At 59.9% G+C, this 14,596-nt stretch carries 15 protein-coding genes; 7 read left to right on the forward strand and 8 right to left on the reverse strand.

The features are described from left to right. Positions 1 to 175 precede the first annotated feature (175 nt). Positions 176 to 1,384, forward strand: a complete 1,209-nt coding sequence (locus AC1EJZ_RS02435; protein ID WP_480293885.1) for an oxidoreductase — start codon at positions 176 to 178, stop codon at positions 1,382 to 1,384. Here the strand turns inward: AC1EJZ_RS02435 and AC1EJZ_RS02440 are convergent. Next, the gene (locus AC1EJZ_RS02440; protein ID WP_070727963.1) at positions 1,381 to 1,797 is read right to left on the reverse strand and encodes an ACT domain-containing protein; all 417 of its coding nucleotides are present in this window, start codon (positions 1,795 to 1,797) and stop codon (positions 1,381 to 1,383) included. The genes AC1EJZ_RS02435 and AC1EJZ_RS02440 overlap by 4 nt on opposite strands. A gap of 322 nt (positions 1,798 to 2,119) precedes the next feature. Between AC1EJZ_RS02440 and AC1EJZ_RS02445 the strand changes: the two genes are divergently transcribed. Continuing rightward, the gene (locus tag AC1EJZ_RS02445) at positions 2,120 to 2,578 is read left to right on the forward strand and encodes an Hsp20/alpha crystallin family protein (protein ID WP_058237304.1); all 459 of its coding nucleotides are present in this window, start codon (positions 2,120 to 2,122) and stop codon (positions 2,576 to 2,578) included. Positions 2,579 to 2,749: 171 nt separating this feature from the next. Here the strand turns inward: AC1EJZ_RS02445 and AC1EJZ_RS02450 are convergent, their stop codons facing one another. From AC1EJZ_RS02450 to AC1EJZ_RS02465, 4 genes are all read right to left on the reverse strand, one after another. Further along, positions 2,750 to 3,553 (reverse strand): LmeA family phospholipid-binding protein, encoded by an 804-nt coding sequence (locus AC1EJZ_RS02450; RefSeq protein WP_480293886.1) that lies wholly within the window; start codon positions 3,551 to 3,553, stop codon positions 2,750 to 2,752. Further along, complete coding sequence (locus AC1EJZ_RS02455; RefSeq protein ID WP_480293887.1) at positions 3,550 to 4,428, reverse strand: aldo/keto reductase; 879 nt, start codon at positions 4,426 to 4,428, stop codon at positions 3,550 to 3,552. The genes AC1EJZ_RS02450 and AC1EJZ_RS02455 overlap by 4 nt, the downstream gene beginning before the upstream one ends. Positions 4,429 to 4,513: 85 nt before the next feature. After that, positions 4,514 to 6,577 carry an ABC transporter ATP-binding protein gene (locus AC1EJZ_RS02460; protein WP_480293888.1) on the reverse strand — a complete coding sequence of 688 codons (2,064 nt, stop codon included), beginning with the start codon at positions 6,575 to 6,577 and terminating at the stop codon, positions 4,514 to 4,516. Continuing rightward, positions 6,574 to 8,403: an ABC transporter ATP-binding protein gene (locus tag AC1EJZ_RS02465; RefSeq protein ID WP_480293889.1), complete on the reverse strand. Its 1,830-nt coding sequence runs from the start codon at positions 8,401 to 8,403 to the stop codon at positions 6,574 to 6,576. The genes AC1EJZ_RS02460 and AC1EJZ_RS02465 overlap by 4 nt, the downstream gene beginning before the upstream one ends. 142 nt (positions 8,404 to 8,545) lie before the next feature. Here AC1EJZ_RS02465 and AC1EJZ_RS02470 point away from each other — a divergent pair, with 142 nt between their 5' ends. Further along, the gene (locus AC1EJZ_RS02470) at positions 8,546 to 9,307 is read left to right on the forward strand and encodes a hypothetical protein (RefSeq protein ID WP_480293890.1); all 762 of its coding nucleotides are present in this window, start codon (positions 8,546 to 8,548) and stop codon (positions 9,305 to 9,307) included. Positions 9,308 to 9,341: 34 nt separating this feature from the next. Here AC1EJZ_RS02470 and AC1EJZ_RS02475 read toward each other — a convergent pair whose 3' ends face one another. Continuing rightward, a complete protein-coding gene (locus tag AC1EJZ_RS02475) occupies positions 9,342 to 9,812 on the reverse strand; it encodes an RNA-binding S4 domain-containing protein (RefSeq protein ID WP_082628591.1) in 471 nt (156 codons plus the stop codon). 238 nt (positions 9,813 to 10,050) lie between these two features. Between AC1EJZ_RS02475 and AC1EJZ_RS02480 the strand changes: the two genes are divergently transcribed. The 3 genes from AC1EJZ_RS02480 to AC1EJZ_RS02490 all read left to right on the forward strand — a co-directional run bounded on the left by AC1EJZ_RS02480 (position 10,051) and on the right by AC1EJZ_RS02490 (position 11,757). Beyond that, on the forward strand, positions 10,051 to 10,527 hold the full coding sequence (locus AC1EJZ_RS02480; RefSeq protein WP_058237894.1) for a ribose-5-phosphate isomerase: 477 nt from the start codon (positions 10,051 to 10,053) through the stop codon (positions 10,525 to 10,527). 29 nt (positions 10,528 to 10,556) lie between these two features. Next, complete coding sequence (locus AC1EJZ_RS02485) at positions 10,557 to 11,081, forward strand: NUDIX hydrolase (protein WP_480293891.1); 525 nt, start codon at positions 10,557 to 10,559, stop codon at positions 11,079 to 11,081. Between the two features lie 238 nt (positions 11,082 to 11,319). Continuing rightward, positions 11,320 to 11,757: an Ohr family peroxiredoxin gene (locus AC1EJZ_RS02490; protein WP_480293892.1), complete on the forward strand. Its 438-nt coding sequence runs from the start codon at positions 11,320 to 11,322 to the stop codon at positions 11,755 to 11,757. A gap of 317 nt (positions 11,758 to 12,074) precedes the next feature. Here AC1EJZ_RS02490 and AC1EJZ_RS02495 read toward each other — a convergent pair whose 3' ends face one another. Further along, positions 12,075 to 13,385 (reverse strand): M18 family aminopeptidase, encoded by a 1,311-nt coding sequence (locus AC1EJZ_RS02495; protein WP_480289560.1) that lies wholly within the window; start codon positions 13,383 to 13,385, stop codon positions 12,075 to 12,077. Between the two features lie 6 nt (positions 13,386 to 13,391). Between AC1EJZ_RS02495 and AC1EJZ_RS02500 the strand changes: the two genes are divergently transcribed. Then, positions 13,392 to 13,904, forward strand: a complete 513-nt coding sequence (locus tag AC1EJZ_RS02500) for a MarR family winged helix-turn-helix transcriptional regulator (RefSeq protein WP_070727689.1) — start codon at positions 13,392 to 13,394, stop codon at positions 13,902 to 13,904. Positions 13,905 to 13,952: 48 nt separating this feature from the next. Here the strand turns inward: AC1EJZ_RS02500 and AC1EJZ_RS02505 are convergent, their stop codons facing one another. Continuing rightward, positions 13,953 to 14,408 carry a GNAT family N-acetyltransferase gene (locus AC1EJZ_RS02505; RefSeq protein ID WP_070727957.1) on the reverse strand — a complete coding sequence of 152 codons (456 nt, stop codon included), beginning with the start codon at positions 14,406 to 14,408 and terminating at the stop codon, positions 13,953 to 13,955. Between the last annotated feature and the right edge of the window lie 188 nt (positions 14,409 to 14,596).

A 14,596-nucleotide genomic window follows, 5' to 3' on the forward strand; every position in this document is an offset into this window, starting at 1 on the left:
CTCGACAGCAATTTCCTGTTCTCTTGCGGCGTATGTTCGCCCTCTCATCAGGGGTAACGAGGCAGACGCCGCTTCGCGGCTGTACCATCCAGATTCCATGTATGCGCTCAGCGAGTTCGGCGGTGCACTGCTGTCGGGCTACCGTGAGGACGCCGAACATCGGTAGGGTGGACGCATGGCTCGTGTGCGTTTGTTTGAACCGATTGAAGTGGGAGCGCGCCGCATTGCACACCGCGTGTGGATGCCTCCGATGTGTCAATACTCCGCCCTCCCGTCAGGCCCCACGATGGGGCAGCCGACCGACTGGCATGTGGTGCATTATGGTGCGAGGGCGCTCGGCGGTGCAGCAGCCGTCATTGTCGAGGCGACCGGGGTTGTGCCCGAGGGGCGTATCTCCCCGTACTGCCTGAGCCTGCATTCGGACGAGCAAATCCCGGCCTTTGCGCGCGTAGCTGACGCGATCCACGCTGGCGGTTCGACTGCCCTGATCCAACTCGGCCACGCCGGACGTAAGGCGTCAGATCCGGTGGATTGGGCGGTGGAACATTCTCGCCGCTGGGCACGCCAGGCAGGGCGTGACCTTCCGATCTCGGATCAACGCGACCATGAACTTGAGTGGCAAACCGTTGCCCCGTCGGCCGTGGCGTTCAATGAGCGGTTGGGGACGCCTCGTGAGTTAACAGGTGAGGAAATTGACGGCCTGATCCGCGCGTTTGGTGACGCGGCAGAGCGGGCCATGCGCGCAGGTTTCGACGGCGTGCAGATCCACGGCGCTCACGGCTACCTGATTCACGAGTTTCTCTCACCATTTTCCAACACACGCACTGACAAGTGGGGCGGTGACTTCGAGGGTCGCACGCGTTTCCTGCGCCGCATAGCACAGGAAATCCGTTCACGCATTGGCGACGAGGTCGTCCTGGGTGTGCGCCTGTCGGGCACTGACTGGACGAAGGAATACCCCGAGGACGGTCGCGACGGCTGGACACTGGAAGAAACAGTACGTCTTGCCCGTGAACTGGCACGCCCCGGCACTGAGTTCAGTGCTCACGAAGGCGCTCGCGGCGTGGACATGATCAATATGTCAACGGGTGGGAACGTGCCGGATGCCCGTATCCACGGTGGTGTGGGATATCAGGTGTTCGCCGCGGAGGCTGTCCGCACAGGCCTGCATGATGCAGGAATTACCGATGTGCCGGTGTCAGCCGCGGGCCTTATTACGGGAGCTGAACAGGCTGAACAGGTTTTGGTGGACGGTCGCGCCGACATGATCGAAGTGGGGCGCCCACTTCTGACTGATCCGATGCTGCCGCACGTATGGGCGGTGCGTCTTCGCTCCGAGATGGCGTGGCCAGATCCGTATCTGCGCGGCACCGCGCGGTACTAGGCCTGGGCTGGTGGCAGCCAGCCTCGTGCCTGACGTGCCAGATTGTCGAGGATGGATGCCGCTTCCGTTGCTCGATCCACGTGAACAAAAAGGTGGTCGTGGTAGTAGCCGGCGATCACGTTGCAGCTGATGGATCGCGATGCGAGTGTCTGGGTGATGGTGGCGGTCATGCCCACTGAATCCAGTGCGGAATGCACGCCCAACGTGATCAGAGCATAGCGTTCATCCATCGGCAGGCCAGCTTCGCGCGCATCGTCTTCAGCGACGACAACGGTGATGCCTTCTTCTTCCTGGATTGTTGCGAAAGGCTGGAGCCCCTCAGGAATGGAGTGAACTGACGCAAAGACGTAGACACCCTGTGGGGTGGCGTCAAGCGCTGCAAGAACTGAATCAAGATCTTTTAACCCGGACATGTCTTCGACAATACCGATCGCGTCGTCTGTTTGCGAGGGTGTCTCACAATGAAGACCTGCGAGTTGAAGGGACTTCTGTTGGGGGACATTGGCCTGCAATTCGGTGATCGTCACAGCGAGGTATCGACACGTGCAGCTGCTTTTGAAAGTTGAGTCTAGGTGTGTCAACTTTCAGCCTTGAGTGAAAGAGACTCAACTTTGCTTGCGGAGTCATCCTCGTCGATGCAGACTAGAACCATCAAGCGAACAGAGGCTCTGGGAGGAGCCACCAAGGTGCGGTCACGAGGGGGCCGAGCGCCTTGGACAAGTGAAGGAGATTGTTATGGTGACTCGTTTTGATCCCATGCGTGACATGGACCGTATTTTCAACTCAGTGATGCGTGAGGCTCCGGCCAACCCCGGCATGCCGCTGGATTTGTACCGCAGCGGCGATGAGTTCATCGCGAAGATGGATCTGCCCGGCGTTGACCCCTCCACGATCGACATCGACGTGGAAGAGCGCACGCTGACCATCAGTGCTGAGCGCAAAGCCGAGACCGCGAAAGACATTCAGTGGCTCTCTCACGAGCGCCCATCCGGTGCGTTTGCCCGTCAGCTGACACTGGGCAACGGAGTGGCTCTGGACGGAATTTCCGCTTCGTACCGTGACGGTGTTCTGACGCTGACCATTCCGGTCGCAGAAGCTGCCAAACCGCGCAAGATCGCTGTTGCGGTGGAGGACAGTGCTCATGACGGAGCGCAGACCATCGAAGCCGACGCGCACGACTCCGACGAAAACTGAGGTCGGCCTCTGTGCGAGGAGTCGAGGAGCTGAGGGCGGAAGGCCGCGGCACTGAAGCGCTGCCTGGCCGGGATCCGCATCGATCCGACGACTAGCTGAAGAGAGAACCACCCGCTTGCTGGGATCTGAAATAAGTCCGGCAGGCGGGTGGTTTCTTATGCGGTTTCGCAATTATCGGAAGAGTGTCTCCAGGTCGATGTCTGTGCCGGTCAGCGTTGCGGTGATCTGGCCGCTGTCCGAGGTCTGCAGTGACGAAATCATGAGCCCGGATGGCAGCGGATCCAGTGGAACGCGCAGATCGTCCAGATTGAATTCCGTCAGCAGGTCATCCAGCGGAAGATTGAGCGCTCCGGCCTGAATGGTGGTGGGCGTGATCACCAGGGATCGACCGTTGTCACCGATCGCCAGTGTTGCCATCGCCGTGACCTGCTGGCCCAGGATTTCCATGCCGAGGCTCACGCCTTCATCGGTGACGCTGACAGTAGCGGGCATTGAGATGTACTGAGGCAGCTGGTCATCGAGGACCTGCTGCAACGAATCCTGATTGACCCGCCCGGTGCCTTCAACCGACTGCGCGTGGTAGGGCGAGGACGTCCCGACATTGTGCACGCTGATGTCGATATCGTTCAGCCGTAACTGGCTCCCGGACACATCCACGTCCCATCCGGGCACATGCACATCCAGCGTCGAAATCGCCCCACCCAGAACCTGCGTGAGGAACGGGATATCGACAACTGACACGTCAACGCCATCCTCGCCGTCAGCAGCGCCCCCCTCGTCCGTGGTTCCCTGAGGGGCAGTGACGGCACCGGGCGCGCTTGCAACCCTAGACGCGAGGTCACTTTCGACGCGGTGTGCCAGGTAGCGGTCTGCACCCACCAGGGCGGCGGCGAGCACGACGATCACCACAAGCGTGATCCACAGGCCTGTGTGCGAACGTGACTTTTCCGGCGCGTAGGGAGGTGGCGCGCTCACAGACGATCCATCACGTCAGGATGAGCACCCGTGCGGCCTTCTTCCCCTTCGTCGAGGGCGGCCACCGCAGCCATCTGCTGATCGGTGAGCTCGAAATCAAAGAGCATCATGTTGGCACGCTGTCGCTCCGGTGTCACGGACTTCGGGAAAATGACATCGCCGCGCTGCAAAGCCCAGCGAAGAGCCACCTGAGCAGCTGACACGTCGCGCTCCGCCTGCTCACTGACCTCGTGCGCGATTTCACTGAGGCGGTCATCAGATGCTGCCCGGCCACGCGCCAGCGGCGACCACGCTTCAGTGATGATCGAATGCTTGTCATCGAAGTCATGCACCTCCTGGTTGAGCAGGTAGGGGTGTGACTCGATCTGGTTGACCATCGGGACGACACTGGACTGCTCCAGCAGTACCTCCAGGTGGTGCGGCTCAAAGTTGGACACGCCAATGGCGCGGGCTCGGCCGTCTTCGTAGAACTCCTCGAGCACCTTCCACGTGGTGACAAAGTCGCCGCCGTAGAGCGTGGGCAGTGGCCAGTGGATCAGGAACAGGTCCACATAATCGGTGCGCAGATCCTTCAGTGACTGTGCGAACGCGGCGCGCGCCACATCAGGCTCGTGGTTGGGGTTGTCCAGCTTGGTCGTGATGAACAATTCTTCACGTGCAACGCCTGACTGTGCCCAGGCCTGACCGACTTCGGCCTCATTGTGGTACATCTGTGCCGTGTCGAGATGGCGGTACCCCAGGGCAAGCGCGTTGGACACTGCTTCGACGACATGCTCAGTGATCTTGTAGGTTCCAAAACCCAGCTGAGGAATCGTGGCTCCTGTGGCCAGGGAAAGCGTGGGGATCTGTGGAATGTCTGCCGATGCGGTCGCCATGATGGCTGGCTCCTCTCATGATCTGTCAACATGCTCGGGCACGTGCTCCACTTCAGCTTACGTGCCCAAGCGTCCATTCATGAGCCTATGCGATATCGTCCTCGTCCGTCACTGCTGGGCCCGCAAACTGAGCCTGGTAGAGGCGGGCATACGCGCCGCCGCGTTCCAACAGTTCCACGTGACGGCCAGTTTCCACCACGTCGCCGTCTTCCATCACCAAAATGAGGTCCGCATCGCGAATCGTTGACAGGCGGTGCGCAATGACAAACGAGGTGCGATCCTGGCTGATTTGATCCATCGCCTTTTGTACCAGTGCCTCGGTGCGCGTATCAACCGAGGATGTTGCCTCATCGAGGATCATCAGGTCCGGGTGCGCGATGAATGCGCGGGCAATTGTCAAAAGCTGGCGCTCACCGGCCGAAATCTGGTCGTCCTGGTCGGCAACCTTCGTGTCATACCCATTGGGAAGTTGCGTAATGAGGCGGTGCGCCGCCGTCTCCTTCGCGGCTTGCCTGACGTCCTCAGGTGTGGAGCCCTCACGCCCAAACGCGATATTCTTCTCAATCGTGCCTTCGAACAGCCATGTATCCTGCAGCACCATCCCCATATGGGAGCGCAGAACATCCTTGTTGATCGTCGAAATATCCACGCCGTCGATCCGAATCGCACCGGAGTCCAGCTCGTAGAAGCGCATGAGCAGGTTCACCAGTGTGGTCTTTCCGGCACCCGTTGGCCCGATGATCGCGACAGTTTGGCCAGGCTGTACCTCCACCGACAGATCCTTGATAACGGGCTTATCTGGCGAATAGCCGAAGCGCACGTGGTCAAAGACGATGTGCCCGCGCACGTGCTCATTTTCTGCCGTGCTTGCCTGACCGTCCCAGGATGTCTGGCTGCTGGCAGCTTCTGGCGTTTCGTCAGTGCCCTCCACATGGGCCAGCGCGAACGACGACGCCCCGTTATCCGGCTCCATCTCAGGTGCATCGAGGAACTCAAAGACGCGTTCAGCCGAAGCGATACCGGACTGCAGGGAGTTCGCCATCGACGCCAACTGGCCCAGAGGCTGCGAGAACTGACGCGAATACTGGATGAAGGCCTGAACCTGGCCCAACGTCATTCCACCGTTGGCGACCATCAGCCCGCCACCCACGGCGACCACCACGTACGACCCGTTGGACAGTAACCCCATCAACGGCATCATCAGGTTGGAGATGAACTGCGCCTTGAACGATGAGTGATACAGCCGCGTATTGGCGTCGTTGAATTCGTCGGTGAAACGCTCTTCCAATCCGTACAGCGCAACGACCTCGTGCCCCGTCATCGCTTCCTCCACGACGCCGGAAACCTCGCCGGTCGCATTCCACTGCTCAACGAACTGCGGCTGCGCCTTCTTCATCAGGTAGACGGCGATCGCTGCACCGAAGGGAATGATCACCATCGCCAACAACGTGAGCTTCCACGACATCGACACCATCATGGCGACAATGCCGACGACGGTGAGGACTGACTGGAAGAACTGGGAGAGCGTCTGGTTCATGACCTGCGTGACGTTGTCGACGTCGTTGGAGACGCGAGAGATCAGATCACCGCGCGAATGCTGATCGAGGTAGCTCAGCGGCAGCCGTTCGATCTTGCGCTGAATCTCATTGCGCATCCGCCACCCGGCGTTCTGAACGGCAATGCGCAGCAGAATCTCACCGACCAGCCCCACCAACGCTGAGGCGGCGTAGATTGCGCACACCGTCAGCAGGACTTTGCCCAACTGGCTCATGTCGATTCCCTGGCCGGGCACGACGTCCATCGCAGAAAGCATGTCAGCGAAACGATCATGACCCGAGGCGCGCATCGCCTCGATTGCCGCTTCTTTCGAGGGCGCGTCCGCCATCATCTTCCCGATGACGCCGTTAAAGATAATGTCTGTGCCGCGGCCGAGGATCTTCGGTGCAATCACTGACAGAACCACCGACGTTGCAGATGCCAGCAACGTGATGAAAAGAATGAATGCATCGGGTCGCAGTGACTTGATCAGGCGTTTCAACGAGCCGGAGAAGTTCTTCGACTTGCCTCCAGGTGCGACCCCGCGGTTGCCGCGAGGACGGTTGGACTGCCCGCCGCGGCGCCGGCGCTGTGGCTGAGAATCAGTGCTCATGCTGCCTCCTCCTCGCTGAGCTGTGAGGCAACAATTTCCTGATACGTCGTACAGCTTTTCATCAGGTCCTCATGCGTGCCGCGACCGGCGATGTGACCATCTTCCAGCACGATGATCGTGTCGGCGTGCCGAATCGATGCAACGCGCTGCGCCACCACCACGATCGCCGCGTTGCCGGTGTGATCAGATAAACCTGCCCGCAGGCGCGCATCTGTGGCGTAGTCCAGCGCGGAAAAAGAATCGTCAAAGATATACAGGTCGGCATCGCGGTACAGGGCACGCGCAATCGACAGGCGCTGACGCTGACCGCCGGAGAAGTTCGACCCACCCGGATCGACCTCATGATTCACGCCGCCATCAAGCTTGGAGACGAACTCTGTGGCCTGAGCGCCCTCGAGTGCGCGCTCCACCCTGGAAAGCTGCTCGTCTGTCAGGTTGTCGGTTCGTGTCACGTCCAACAAACCGGACACTGTCTGCGCAATGGTGCCGGAAAACAGGTACGCATGCTGCGGCACCATCGCGATGCGCTGGCGTAGCTGAGCCAGGTCGATATCGCGCGCATCGATGCCATTGACCCGGACAGTTCCGCCTGTGGGATCCATCAGGCGCGGCAACAGGTTCACCAGCGTGGTCTTGCCTGAAGCAGTTGAGCCGATGATTGCAGTTGTCGTTCCTGGTTTCAGAGTGATCGAGATGTCATCCAGGACTGGTGAGAGTGCCCCGTCGTAATGCACGCTGACGTGGTCAAGGCTGAACACCCATTGGCCCTGGTCAAGGGTGGTGTCGTGGTGAGAATCTTCGGATGCGGCAGCGTCGCCCTCGTCAATGTGCGTCGCCATGTTCGAGGGGGACTGGGCTTCCGCGGGCGTGACAACTGTGGGAGCTGCGTCAAGAACCTCGGTGACACGGTGTGCGGCGACGCCGGCGCGAGGCACCATCACAAACATCATGGCGGCCATCATGACGGCCATGAAGATCATGCCGAGGTAATTGATGAAGGCGAAGAGCGCGCCGATCTGCATGTTGCCGCTGTCGATCAGGGATCCGCCAAACCACACCACTGCAACCGATGACATCGAAATGATCAGCGTCACCGAGGGGAACATGATCGAAAAGAGGATACCGATGCGCAGGTAGACCGACCGTACAGACGCGTTGACCGAGTCGTAGCGCTCGCGGATAAACGGTTGACGCACGAATGCGCGGATGACGCGGATGCCGGTGAGTTCTTCGCGCAGGACAGTGTTCATCGTGTCGATGCGTTTTTGCAGGCGGGCGAACTGCGGTGCGAGGAACGCCATGATGATGCCGACAACGACCGCGAGGATGGGGACGACGACCAGGAGCAATAGTGAGAGGCGTTGATTTTGGCGCACAGCCATCAGGACTCCACCGATGCCGTTAATGGGTGCCTGCACCATGATAAGGAAGGTCATCAGGGTGACCATCTGGATTTGCTGCACATCGTTGGTGGAACGCGTGATCAGGGAAGGGGCACCGAAGTCATGCATGTTCTGAGCGGAGAACGACTGCACATGAGTGAAGAGCCGGTGACGTGCCCAGGCGCCCAGACCCATCGCCGTACGGGCGCCGAAGTAGACAGCGAACGCAGTGGTGACCACCTGGACGAGAGTGATCCCCATCATGATTGCGCCGAGTTTCCAGATCAGGTCAGTGTCACCTTGTGCGACGCCTTCATCGATGATGCGGGCGTTGAGGCTCGGCAGATTCAGTGCGGCTATGGTTGCGATTACCTGCAGCACGATAATGCCGATCACTTCAAGAAGGCGTGTACGCAGATAGCGCCAAACAAAACGAAAAAGCACGCGTTTTCCATTCCATCGAAGTGCGTGACGTTTTCACGCACTCACATATGGTAAGAGACGCTGTGTCATCATGCTCACGATGGCGTTTTTGCGCTGTTGCGTGACCGATGGACATTTCAGGTTAATCGAGTAAACTTCCGACGTGCCTATGTTTACGTCATACAGAACACCTGCTTTTTCACCTGATGAGCTTATTGCAGGTTTTTGGTTGGTGCTCGCCTATGTTCATGCCGGGAAAGTGGCTGAATATGTTGCGAATAATGGTGAACCGACTGAAGCTGTTCCTCTGACCGAGGGTGGCACGCCTCATGCCTGGCACGAAATTGACGATATTGTTGAGCCTGTTATCCGTCATCATGGTCTCGACCACCCGGATGAACTTGCAGAGAAGATCGCACAAAACATCGTTCGTACTGTGTGGTGGGTCACACAGGTGAATGACAAGGTGCCTGGTGAGGCCTCTCAGGCGTCGATCTCTGTGGCTGATTTTGACCGCGCCCGCTCGGCTCTGCTGGAAGCCTGGAACGTAGGATCGATCGCCGGAATGGCGCTGTGGCCACCGACCGCCCGCACTGTCGCCACGCGTGTTGGCGACGGCAGGTGGAACACAGCTCTGTCCCGTCTGGGAGTTGCGACGTATTCAGGCAGGCGGGTTGGAGCCACACGCTTCAGTGATGAGGACATCATGAAGGCGTTGCGCAAATTTAACGACGAACTGCGCGAAGAATCTGGTGAGGAATCCTCCAGCTCGCAGGTGTCGGATCGTCTGACCTATCAGAACTACTGCGAGTGGGCCTCTGAGCAGCGGGCTGCGGGCGAGCGGATCGTGTCAGGCGCCACGATTCGCCAGCGCTACCGGTCGTGGAAAAAGGCACTGCATGAGGCCTTTGAGCAGGAGGGCTGAGCGCGGCGCGGCGTGCTCAGCTGAGCGAGGGTGGCTAACGCCAGCGGATCGATGAGTCGCGTCCGCGCAGGCGATCAAGTTCGCGACGCTCTTTCTTGGTGGGGCGACCTGTACCCTTTTCGCGCCGAGCCACCGGAATTGAGAGGCGGGGCCGAGGAAGCGACAAATCAACGTAGCACTGCCGCGCAATAGGGGCGCCCATCCGTTTAGCCAGGAGGTGACGCACCTCCAGCACGCGATCGAATCCTTCGACGCGCAGGCGCACTTCGTCGCCGACTCTGACTTTCTGTGCGGCTTTCGCTGCCTCACCGTTGACTTTCACGTGACCGGCGCGGGCGGCAGCCGTCGCAGCCGAACGCGATTTCACCTGCCGAGTCGCCCACAACCACGTATCGACCCGCACGAAGGGCTGGTCGCTGAGTGCGCCCGCAGGGATCGGCACTTCCGCGTGCGCAGGATCAGCGCTCTCAGCCGGAAAACCGTATTCAGCATCGTGGTTGCTCATAGACAGATCCTAGAACGAGAAGAGCCGCTCTACCTTCCGCACCTTGAGCGGGTGGCGGACGGCGTGACCAACCAGCACGGCTGCATCCTGTGCGAACGCGCACCCCGGACGGGTGGCGGACGACGCACACAGGTGCGAACCAATTGGGATCTGGCCGATGCGATGGCTACGATTGGAACAGGTCACTGTACAGACCTCACGTCAGCAACGCCGCTTCACCATGATGAAAGGACTCGACATGAGCACTCCTCGTATCGTCCACATTGCTACAGATCACGCGGGGCTCGATGCGTCACACGCGATTCAGGAACACCTGCGGGAGCGCGGATTCGAGGTTCACGACCATGGCCCTCAGTCCTACGATCCGCAAGACGACTACCCCGCTTTCTGCATTCACGCCGCGCAGGCCGTTGTCGCGGACCGGCAGGCAGGAAAAGACGCCCTCGGCATCGTGCTGGGTGGGTCCGGAAACGGTGAACAGATCGCCGCCAACAAGGTCGACGGTGTGCGAGCCGCCCTCGTCTGGAACGAATCGACCGCGCTGCTGGCCCGCCAGCACAACGATGCGAATGTTGTCGCGCTCGGAGCCCGTCAACACCCCGAGGAGGAAATGATTCACCTGATCGACCTCTTCCTCGACGAGCCTTTCTCCAACGAGGAGCGCCACGTCCGCCGTATCGGTCAGATCAGCCAGTTCGAGGCAGAGCGGGGTTAGCTTGCGTCACGAGCGACTAGGGTAGATGCATGGCAACTCCTCCTTTTGTCCTTGAATTACGCTCCAAAATCGGACACGCACCGCTGTGGATACCAGGGTGCACGGCAGTCGTATTGCGTCCCGCTGCGTCTTCCTTATTGGCGAGGGTGACCGGCGCGAACGCTGACCTGGCTGATGTTGAAGTGCTGATGGTCAAGCGTGCTGACAACGGCAAGTGGGCGCCCGTGACGGGAATCGTGGATCCAGGCGAGGAACCGGCTGCTGCAGCTGAACGTGAAATTCGTGAAGAAGCCGGTGTTGAAGCGGTTGCGCAGCGCCTCTTGTCGGTGGAGGTCGTGGGGCCTGTGACCTACCCGAATGGTGATGTGTCGAGTTATCTGGACTGCTCATTCGTGTGTGAATGGAAGCAGGGCGAGCCGTGGCCTGCCGACGGCGAGAACACAGAAGCGGCGTTTTTCCCAGCCAATGACCTGCCTCCCACTAATGAGCGCTTCCGAACTGCAATTAAGCGGGCACTGTCAGGTGAAGACGGGTCGGCGGTGTTCAATCGGTAGTACTCCATAGGCCCAAAGTGTGCAGCTTCTAACCGTTCGTAGATAGGACAGTGTGAGACACAACCACTTCCGCTCGAGGCGTGCAGATTCACCGTGCGTGCCGGTTATGGGGGATTAGTGGAGAGATTGGGGATTAGTGGAGAGCACGCTTGGCCAGCAGGGTAGATAGCGTGTGGCACTGTTTCACCGACTGGAACGGCACTTGCCGACAGATCGGGGACGTGGTGAGATTGAGCTCATGGCACATACACCTCAAAAAATCGTCTACAGAGTTGAAGCCGATTGCACGGGAGGTCGCGACGGAGCCGTCACGATTCCGACGCTGGACTTCCAGGCCGATCTGCGTATCCCGGAAAAGATGGGTGGCCCCGGTGGGGGACTGAACCCAGAAGCGTTGTTCGCCGCAGGCTACGGCGCATGTTTTCAAAGTGCGCTTGCACTTGCTGGAAAAGAACTCGGAGTTGACACGTCTGATTCGCTGGTTACCTGCTCCGTGGGGATCGGGCCTGAAGGTGAATCCTTTGCGCTGTCAGTCATGATCAATGTTGAGATTCCTGGCCTCGACGATGAGACGGTCAAGCGCGTGGCGACTCGCACGCACCAGCTGTGCCCGTATTCCAAGGCCATCGCTGACAACGTTCCGGTTCAGATCACAACCGGCCAAAAGTCGAAGTAAGGTCTTGTTCTTGTCAGTTCTCTAACTTTGTGTCAGGTGCGGGCTGCAGCGCGTGAGCTGTAGCCCGCACCTGTTGTGTACGTCCATTTTCATTGACCCAACTGTCGATCTCGGTCGACTATAGGGCGGGGGTGTTGCAATCCTGCCACTGTTTGTGCAGGTCAGGAGCTTTTGTCTGCGCGCACATCAGTCGACGCGTCGTCCAAATCGGCAGTTGGGGACAAGAGGGGGAGTGGAGACAGCCGGGCGCGAGAGGAAGCTGGAGGAAGGCAGCTGGGAGCCAGAGCGCAGGGCGCTGCGCAGAGCGCTTTCGTGCCTCAGGCTCCGCGCCAGTAGGCCTCCAGAATTGCACTGAGCGATTCAAGGTCGGCGACGTGGCTCATTTCGCGAGCCGAGTGCATCGACAGTAAACCGATCCCGACGTCGACCGTGCAGATTCCCAGACGCGTCGCCGTGATCGGGCCGATCGTGGTGCCGCATGGCATCGAGTTGTTGGACACGAAATTCTGCCAGGGGGCGTCAGCTGCCTGAGCCGCGCGTTTCCACAACGCGATCCCGGGAGCATCAGAGGAATACCGGCGGTTGGCGTTCAACTTCAACAGTGGTCCGCGGCCCATCACCGGGCGGTTGTCAGGGTCGTGCCGATCAGCATAGTTGGGATGCACGCTGTGCCCGGCATCAGCAGAGATACACGATGAGGCGGCCATCATCCGAGCCGTCCCGTCAAAGTCTCGACCCAGGCTCGCCGCCGTGCGACGCAGAATGTCTTCGAGGAACGGCCCGGCCGCCCCCGAACTGGTTGACGATCCTACTTCCTCATGATCAAAGCAGGCGAAAATCAGTACATCGTTGCCACTGATGCCGTCAGCCAGTAGGCGCTCTATTGCGGTGAGGCCGCTGTGCACCGATGACAAATTATCCTGACGGCCAGCAGCGACAAACTGTCCGTGCGATCCGAAGACGGCAGGCCCCTGCGAGGGAGTCAGGATTAGATCAAAGGATGCGATCTGATCGGCGTCATCCAGATCGACCGTATGAGCCACGAGATCAAGGACCGACGCGTCGTCCTCGTCAACAGTCCATACGGGCTTCATGTGCTGTTGCTTGTCGAGCACAAGGCCCTTGTCACTCACTGTACGGTCCAGGTGGATGGCCAGCTGCGGGATGCGTGCGAGTGGGCCGGTTGCGACCAGGCGCTGCTCGCCGCCTTGCGTGAGAATGCGTCCAGCGATTTTGAGTTCGCGATCCAGCCACGAGTTCAGCAGCATTCCGCCGTAAATCTCTGCGCACAGCTGCCCCCACCCGTCGGCGGTGGTGGCCTGCACAGACGGCTTGAGCACGAGAGCAGGGGAGTCAGTATGCGCGCCGACGATGCGGAACGCAGACGAGTCAGTGACAGACTCGGGGATCACGTACGCAATAACGGCACCGTCGCGGACAACCACGTGTCCACCCGGTGCCGTATCCCACGCGTCAGTTTCGCGCTGGCGCACGCACCCCGCATCCTCCAAACGTTGAGCAATGAGGTTAGCGGCGTGGTACGAGGACGGGGAATCGCTCAGAAAAGACAGATAATCGCAGGTAAAGGCACTGGCCGTCGCCGTGCCGGCAGGTTTCACGTTGGACATGACTCCATGGTAGGCGATGGAACAACGCCGGTGGAGTCGCCCTCGTCAATCCTGCCGAACGAACAGGCGACGACCAGTAAGGAACTGCGTCACAGTGTGCTCGAGGCGACGCGAACCGCCGTCGAACACGCGAGTGAGGCTCAGGAGTTCAGCTTGCCGGCGATCTCGACTGTGCGGCGAGCCATGTGGTCGAGCGCAGCCACTGTTTCCTCCGAACGCTTGTCGGTGTTCACCCGCTCAGGAATGACACGCGCGATCGCCCGTCTGGAAAAGCTCGGTCTTGTTGAGCGCACCCCGTCGTCCTCGGACAGACGATCAATGCTGGTGTCGTTGACGCCCGAGGGAAAGTGCACGCAGCAAGAAGCCGCTGTCATCACTCAGGAGCACGGCGCTCAGCTATTCGGTGCAGTCGCCACTGCAGATGAACGTCGCCGCGTTAAGCAGATTGGTCTGGATCTGCGCGCAGAGATGGGGGCGCGGCAAAGTGAAATGATTAAACAGGAAGACGAGGACGCCTAGACGTGCGGCCGCTGATAACCTGCTTGCGGGCAAAGAACCGCTGACGAACTACTTGCCGGCGGAGAAGCGGTACACGTTCGTCTCACGCAGCTCGAAACCGCACCGCTTGTACAGGCGGTTAGCTGCTTCGCGCGAGGGACGCGATGTCAGGTCAATCGTGCGTGCGCCAAGCTCCTGGGCAAAGTCAACCGCTGCTTCAACCAGCTTCTGGCCGGCACCCTGGCCGCGCGTACTGTCATCAACGACCACATCTTCCACCCAGGCACGCAAACCGGTGGGAATTGTGAAAGTGGCCAGTGTCAGCATCCCGGCGATCTGACCGGCAGCCACATCGCCCGCTGCCTCATCGGTGCGATAGATAAACAGATACACACCTGGTTGAGAAATAAAGTCGCGGATAGCGCCTTCCTCCATCGGCGCTGATGAGCGGGACAGCTGAGGGACGAGCAGCTTCATTGCTTCGGTCAGTTCGGGCGAAAAATCATCGACGCGTTCGATCGCCATGAGGCCTCCTGTGGGTTGCGCAATCTCCCTAGCATTGTGACACGATCGCCCGCCGTGCGTGCCAGTGACGCTCGGGCGCGTGGTGCTCAAGCGTGTGACGCTTGGGTGCGTGATGCTCAGGCGTGCGATGCGTGGGCGCGTGACGCTCGCGCTTGCGACGGTCGGGTATGTGACGTTCACATGTCTGT

It is taken from the genome of Pauljensenia sp. C0170B5 (genome assembly GCF_056590195.1).

What these genes read in the sequence shown, in the direction of transcription:
- AC1EJZ_RS02505 (WP_070727957.1), bottom strand. Translation starts at nt 14,408, where the DNA reads ATGGCGATCGAACGCGTCGATGATTTTTCGCCCGAACTGACCGAAGCA.
- AC1EJZ_RS02490 (WP_480293892.1), top strand. Translation starts at nt 11,320, where the DNA reads ATGGCACATACACCTCAAAAAATCGTCTACAGAGTTGAAGCCGATTGC.
- AC1EJZ_RS02475 (WP_082628591.1), bottom strand. Translation starts at nt 9,812, where the DNA reads ATGAGCAACCACGATGCTGAATACGGTTTTCCGGCTGAGAGCGCTGAT.
- AC1EJZ_RS02495 (WP_480289560.1), bottom strand. Translation starts at nt 13,385, where the DNA reads ATGTCCAACGTGAAACCTGCCGGCACGGCGACGGCCAGTGCCTTTACC.
- AC1EJZ_RS02435 (WP_480293885.1), top strand. Translation starts at nt 176, where the DNA reads ATGGCTCGTGTGCGTTTGTTTGAACCGATTGAAGTGGGAGCGCGCCGC.
- AC1EJZ_RS02455 (WP_480293887.1), bottom strand. Translation starts at nt 4,428, where the DNA reads ATGGCGACCGCATCGGCAGACATTCCACAGATCCCCACGCTTTCCCTG.
- AC1EJZ_RS02440 (WP_070727963.1), bottom strand. Translation starts at nt 1,797, where the DNA reads ATGTCCGGGTTAAAAGATCTTGATTCAGTTCTTGCAGCGCTTGACGCC.
- AC1EJZ_RS02480 (WP_058237894.1), top strand. Translation starts at nt 10,051, where the DNA reads ATGAGCACTCCTCGTATCGTCCACATTGCTACAGATCACGCGGGGCTC.
- AC1EJZ_RS02460 (WP_480293888.1), bottom strand. Translation starts at nt 6,577, where the DNA reads ATGAGCACTGATTCTCAGCCACAGCGCCGGCGCCGCGGCGGGCAGTCC.
- AC1EJZ_RS02445 (WP_058237304.1), top strand. Translation starts at nt 2,120, where the DNA reads ATGGTGACTCGTTTTGATCCCATGCGTGACATGGACCGTATTTTCAAC.
- AC1EJZ_RS02500 (WP_070727689.1), top strand. Translation starts at nt 13,392, where the DNA reads ATGGTAGGCGATGGAACAACGCCGGTGGAGTCGCCCTCGTCAATCCTG.
- AC1EJZ_RS02485 (WP_480293891.1), top strand. Translation starts at nt 10,557, where the DNA reads ATGGCAACTCCTCCTTTTGTCCTTGAATTACGCTCCAAAATCGGACAC.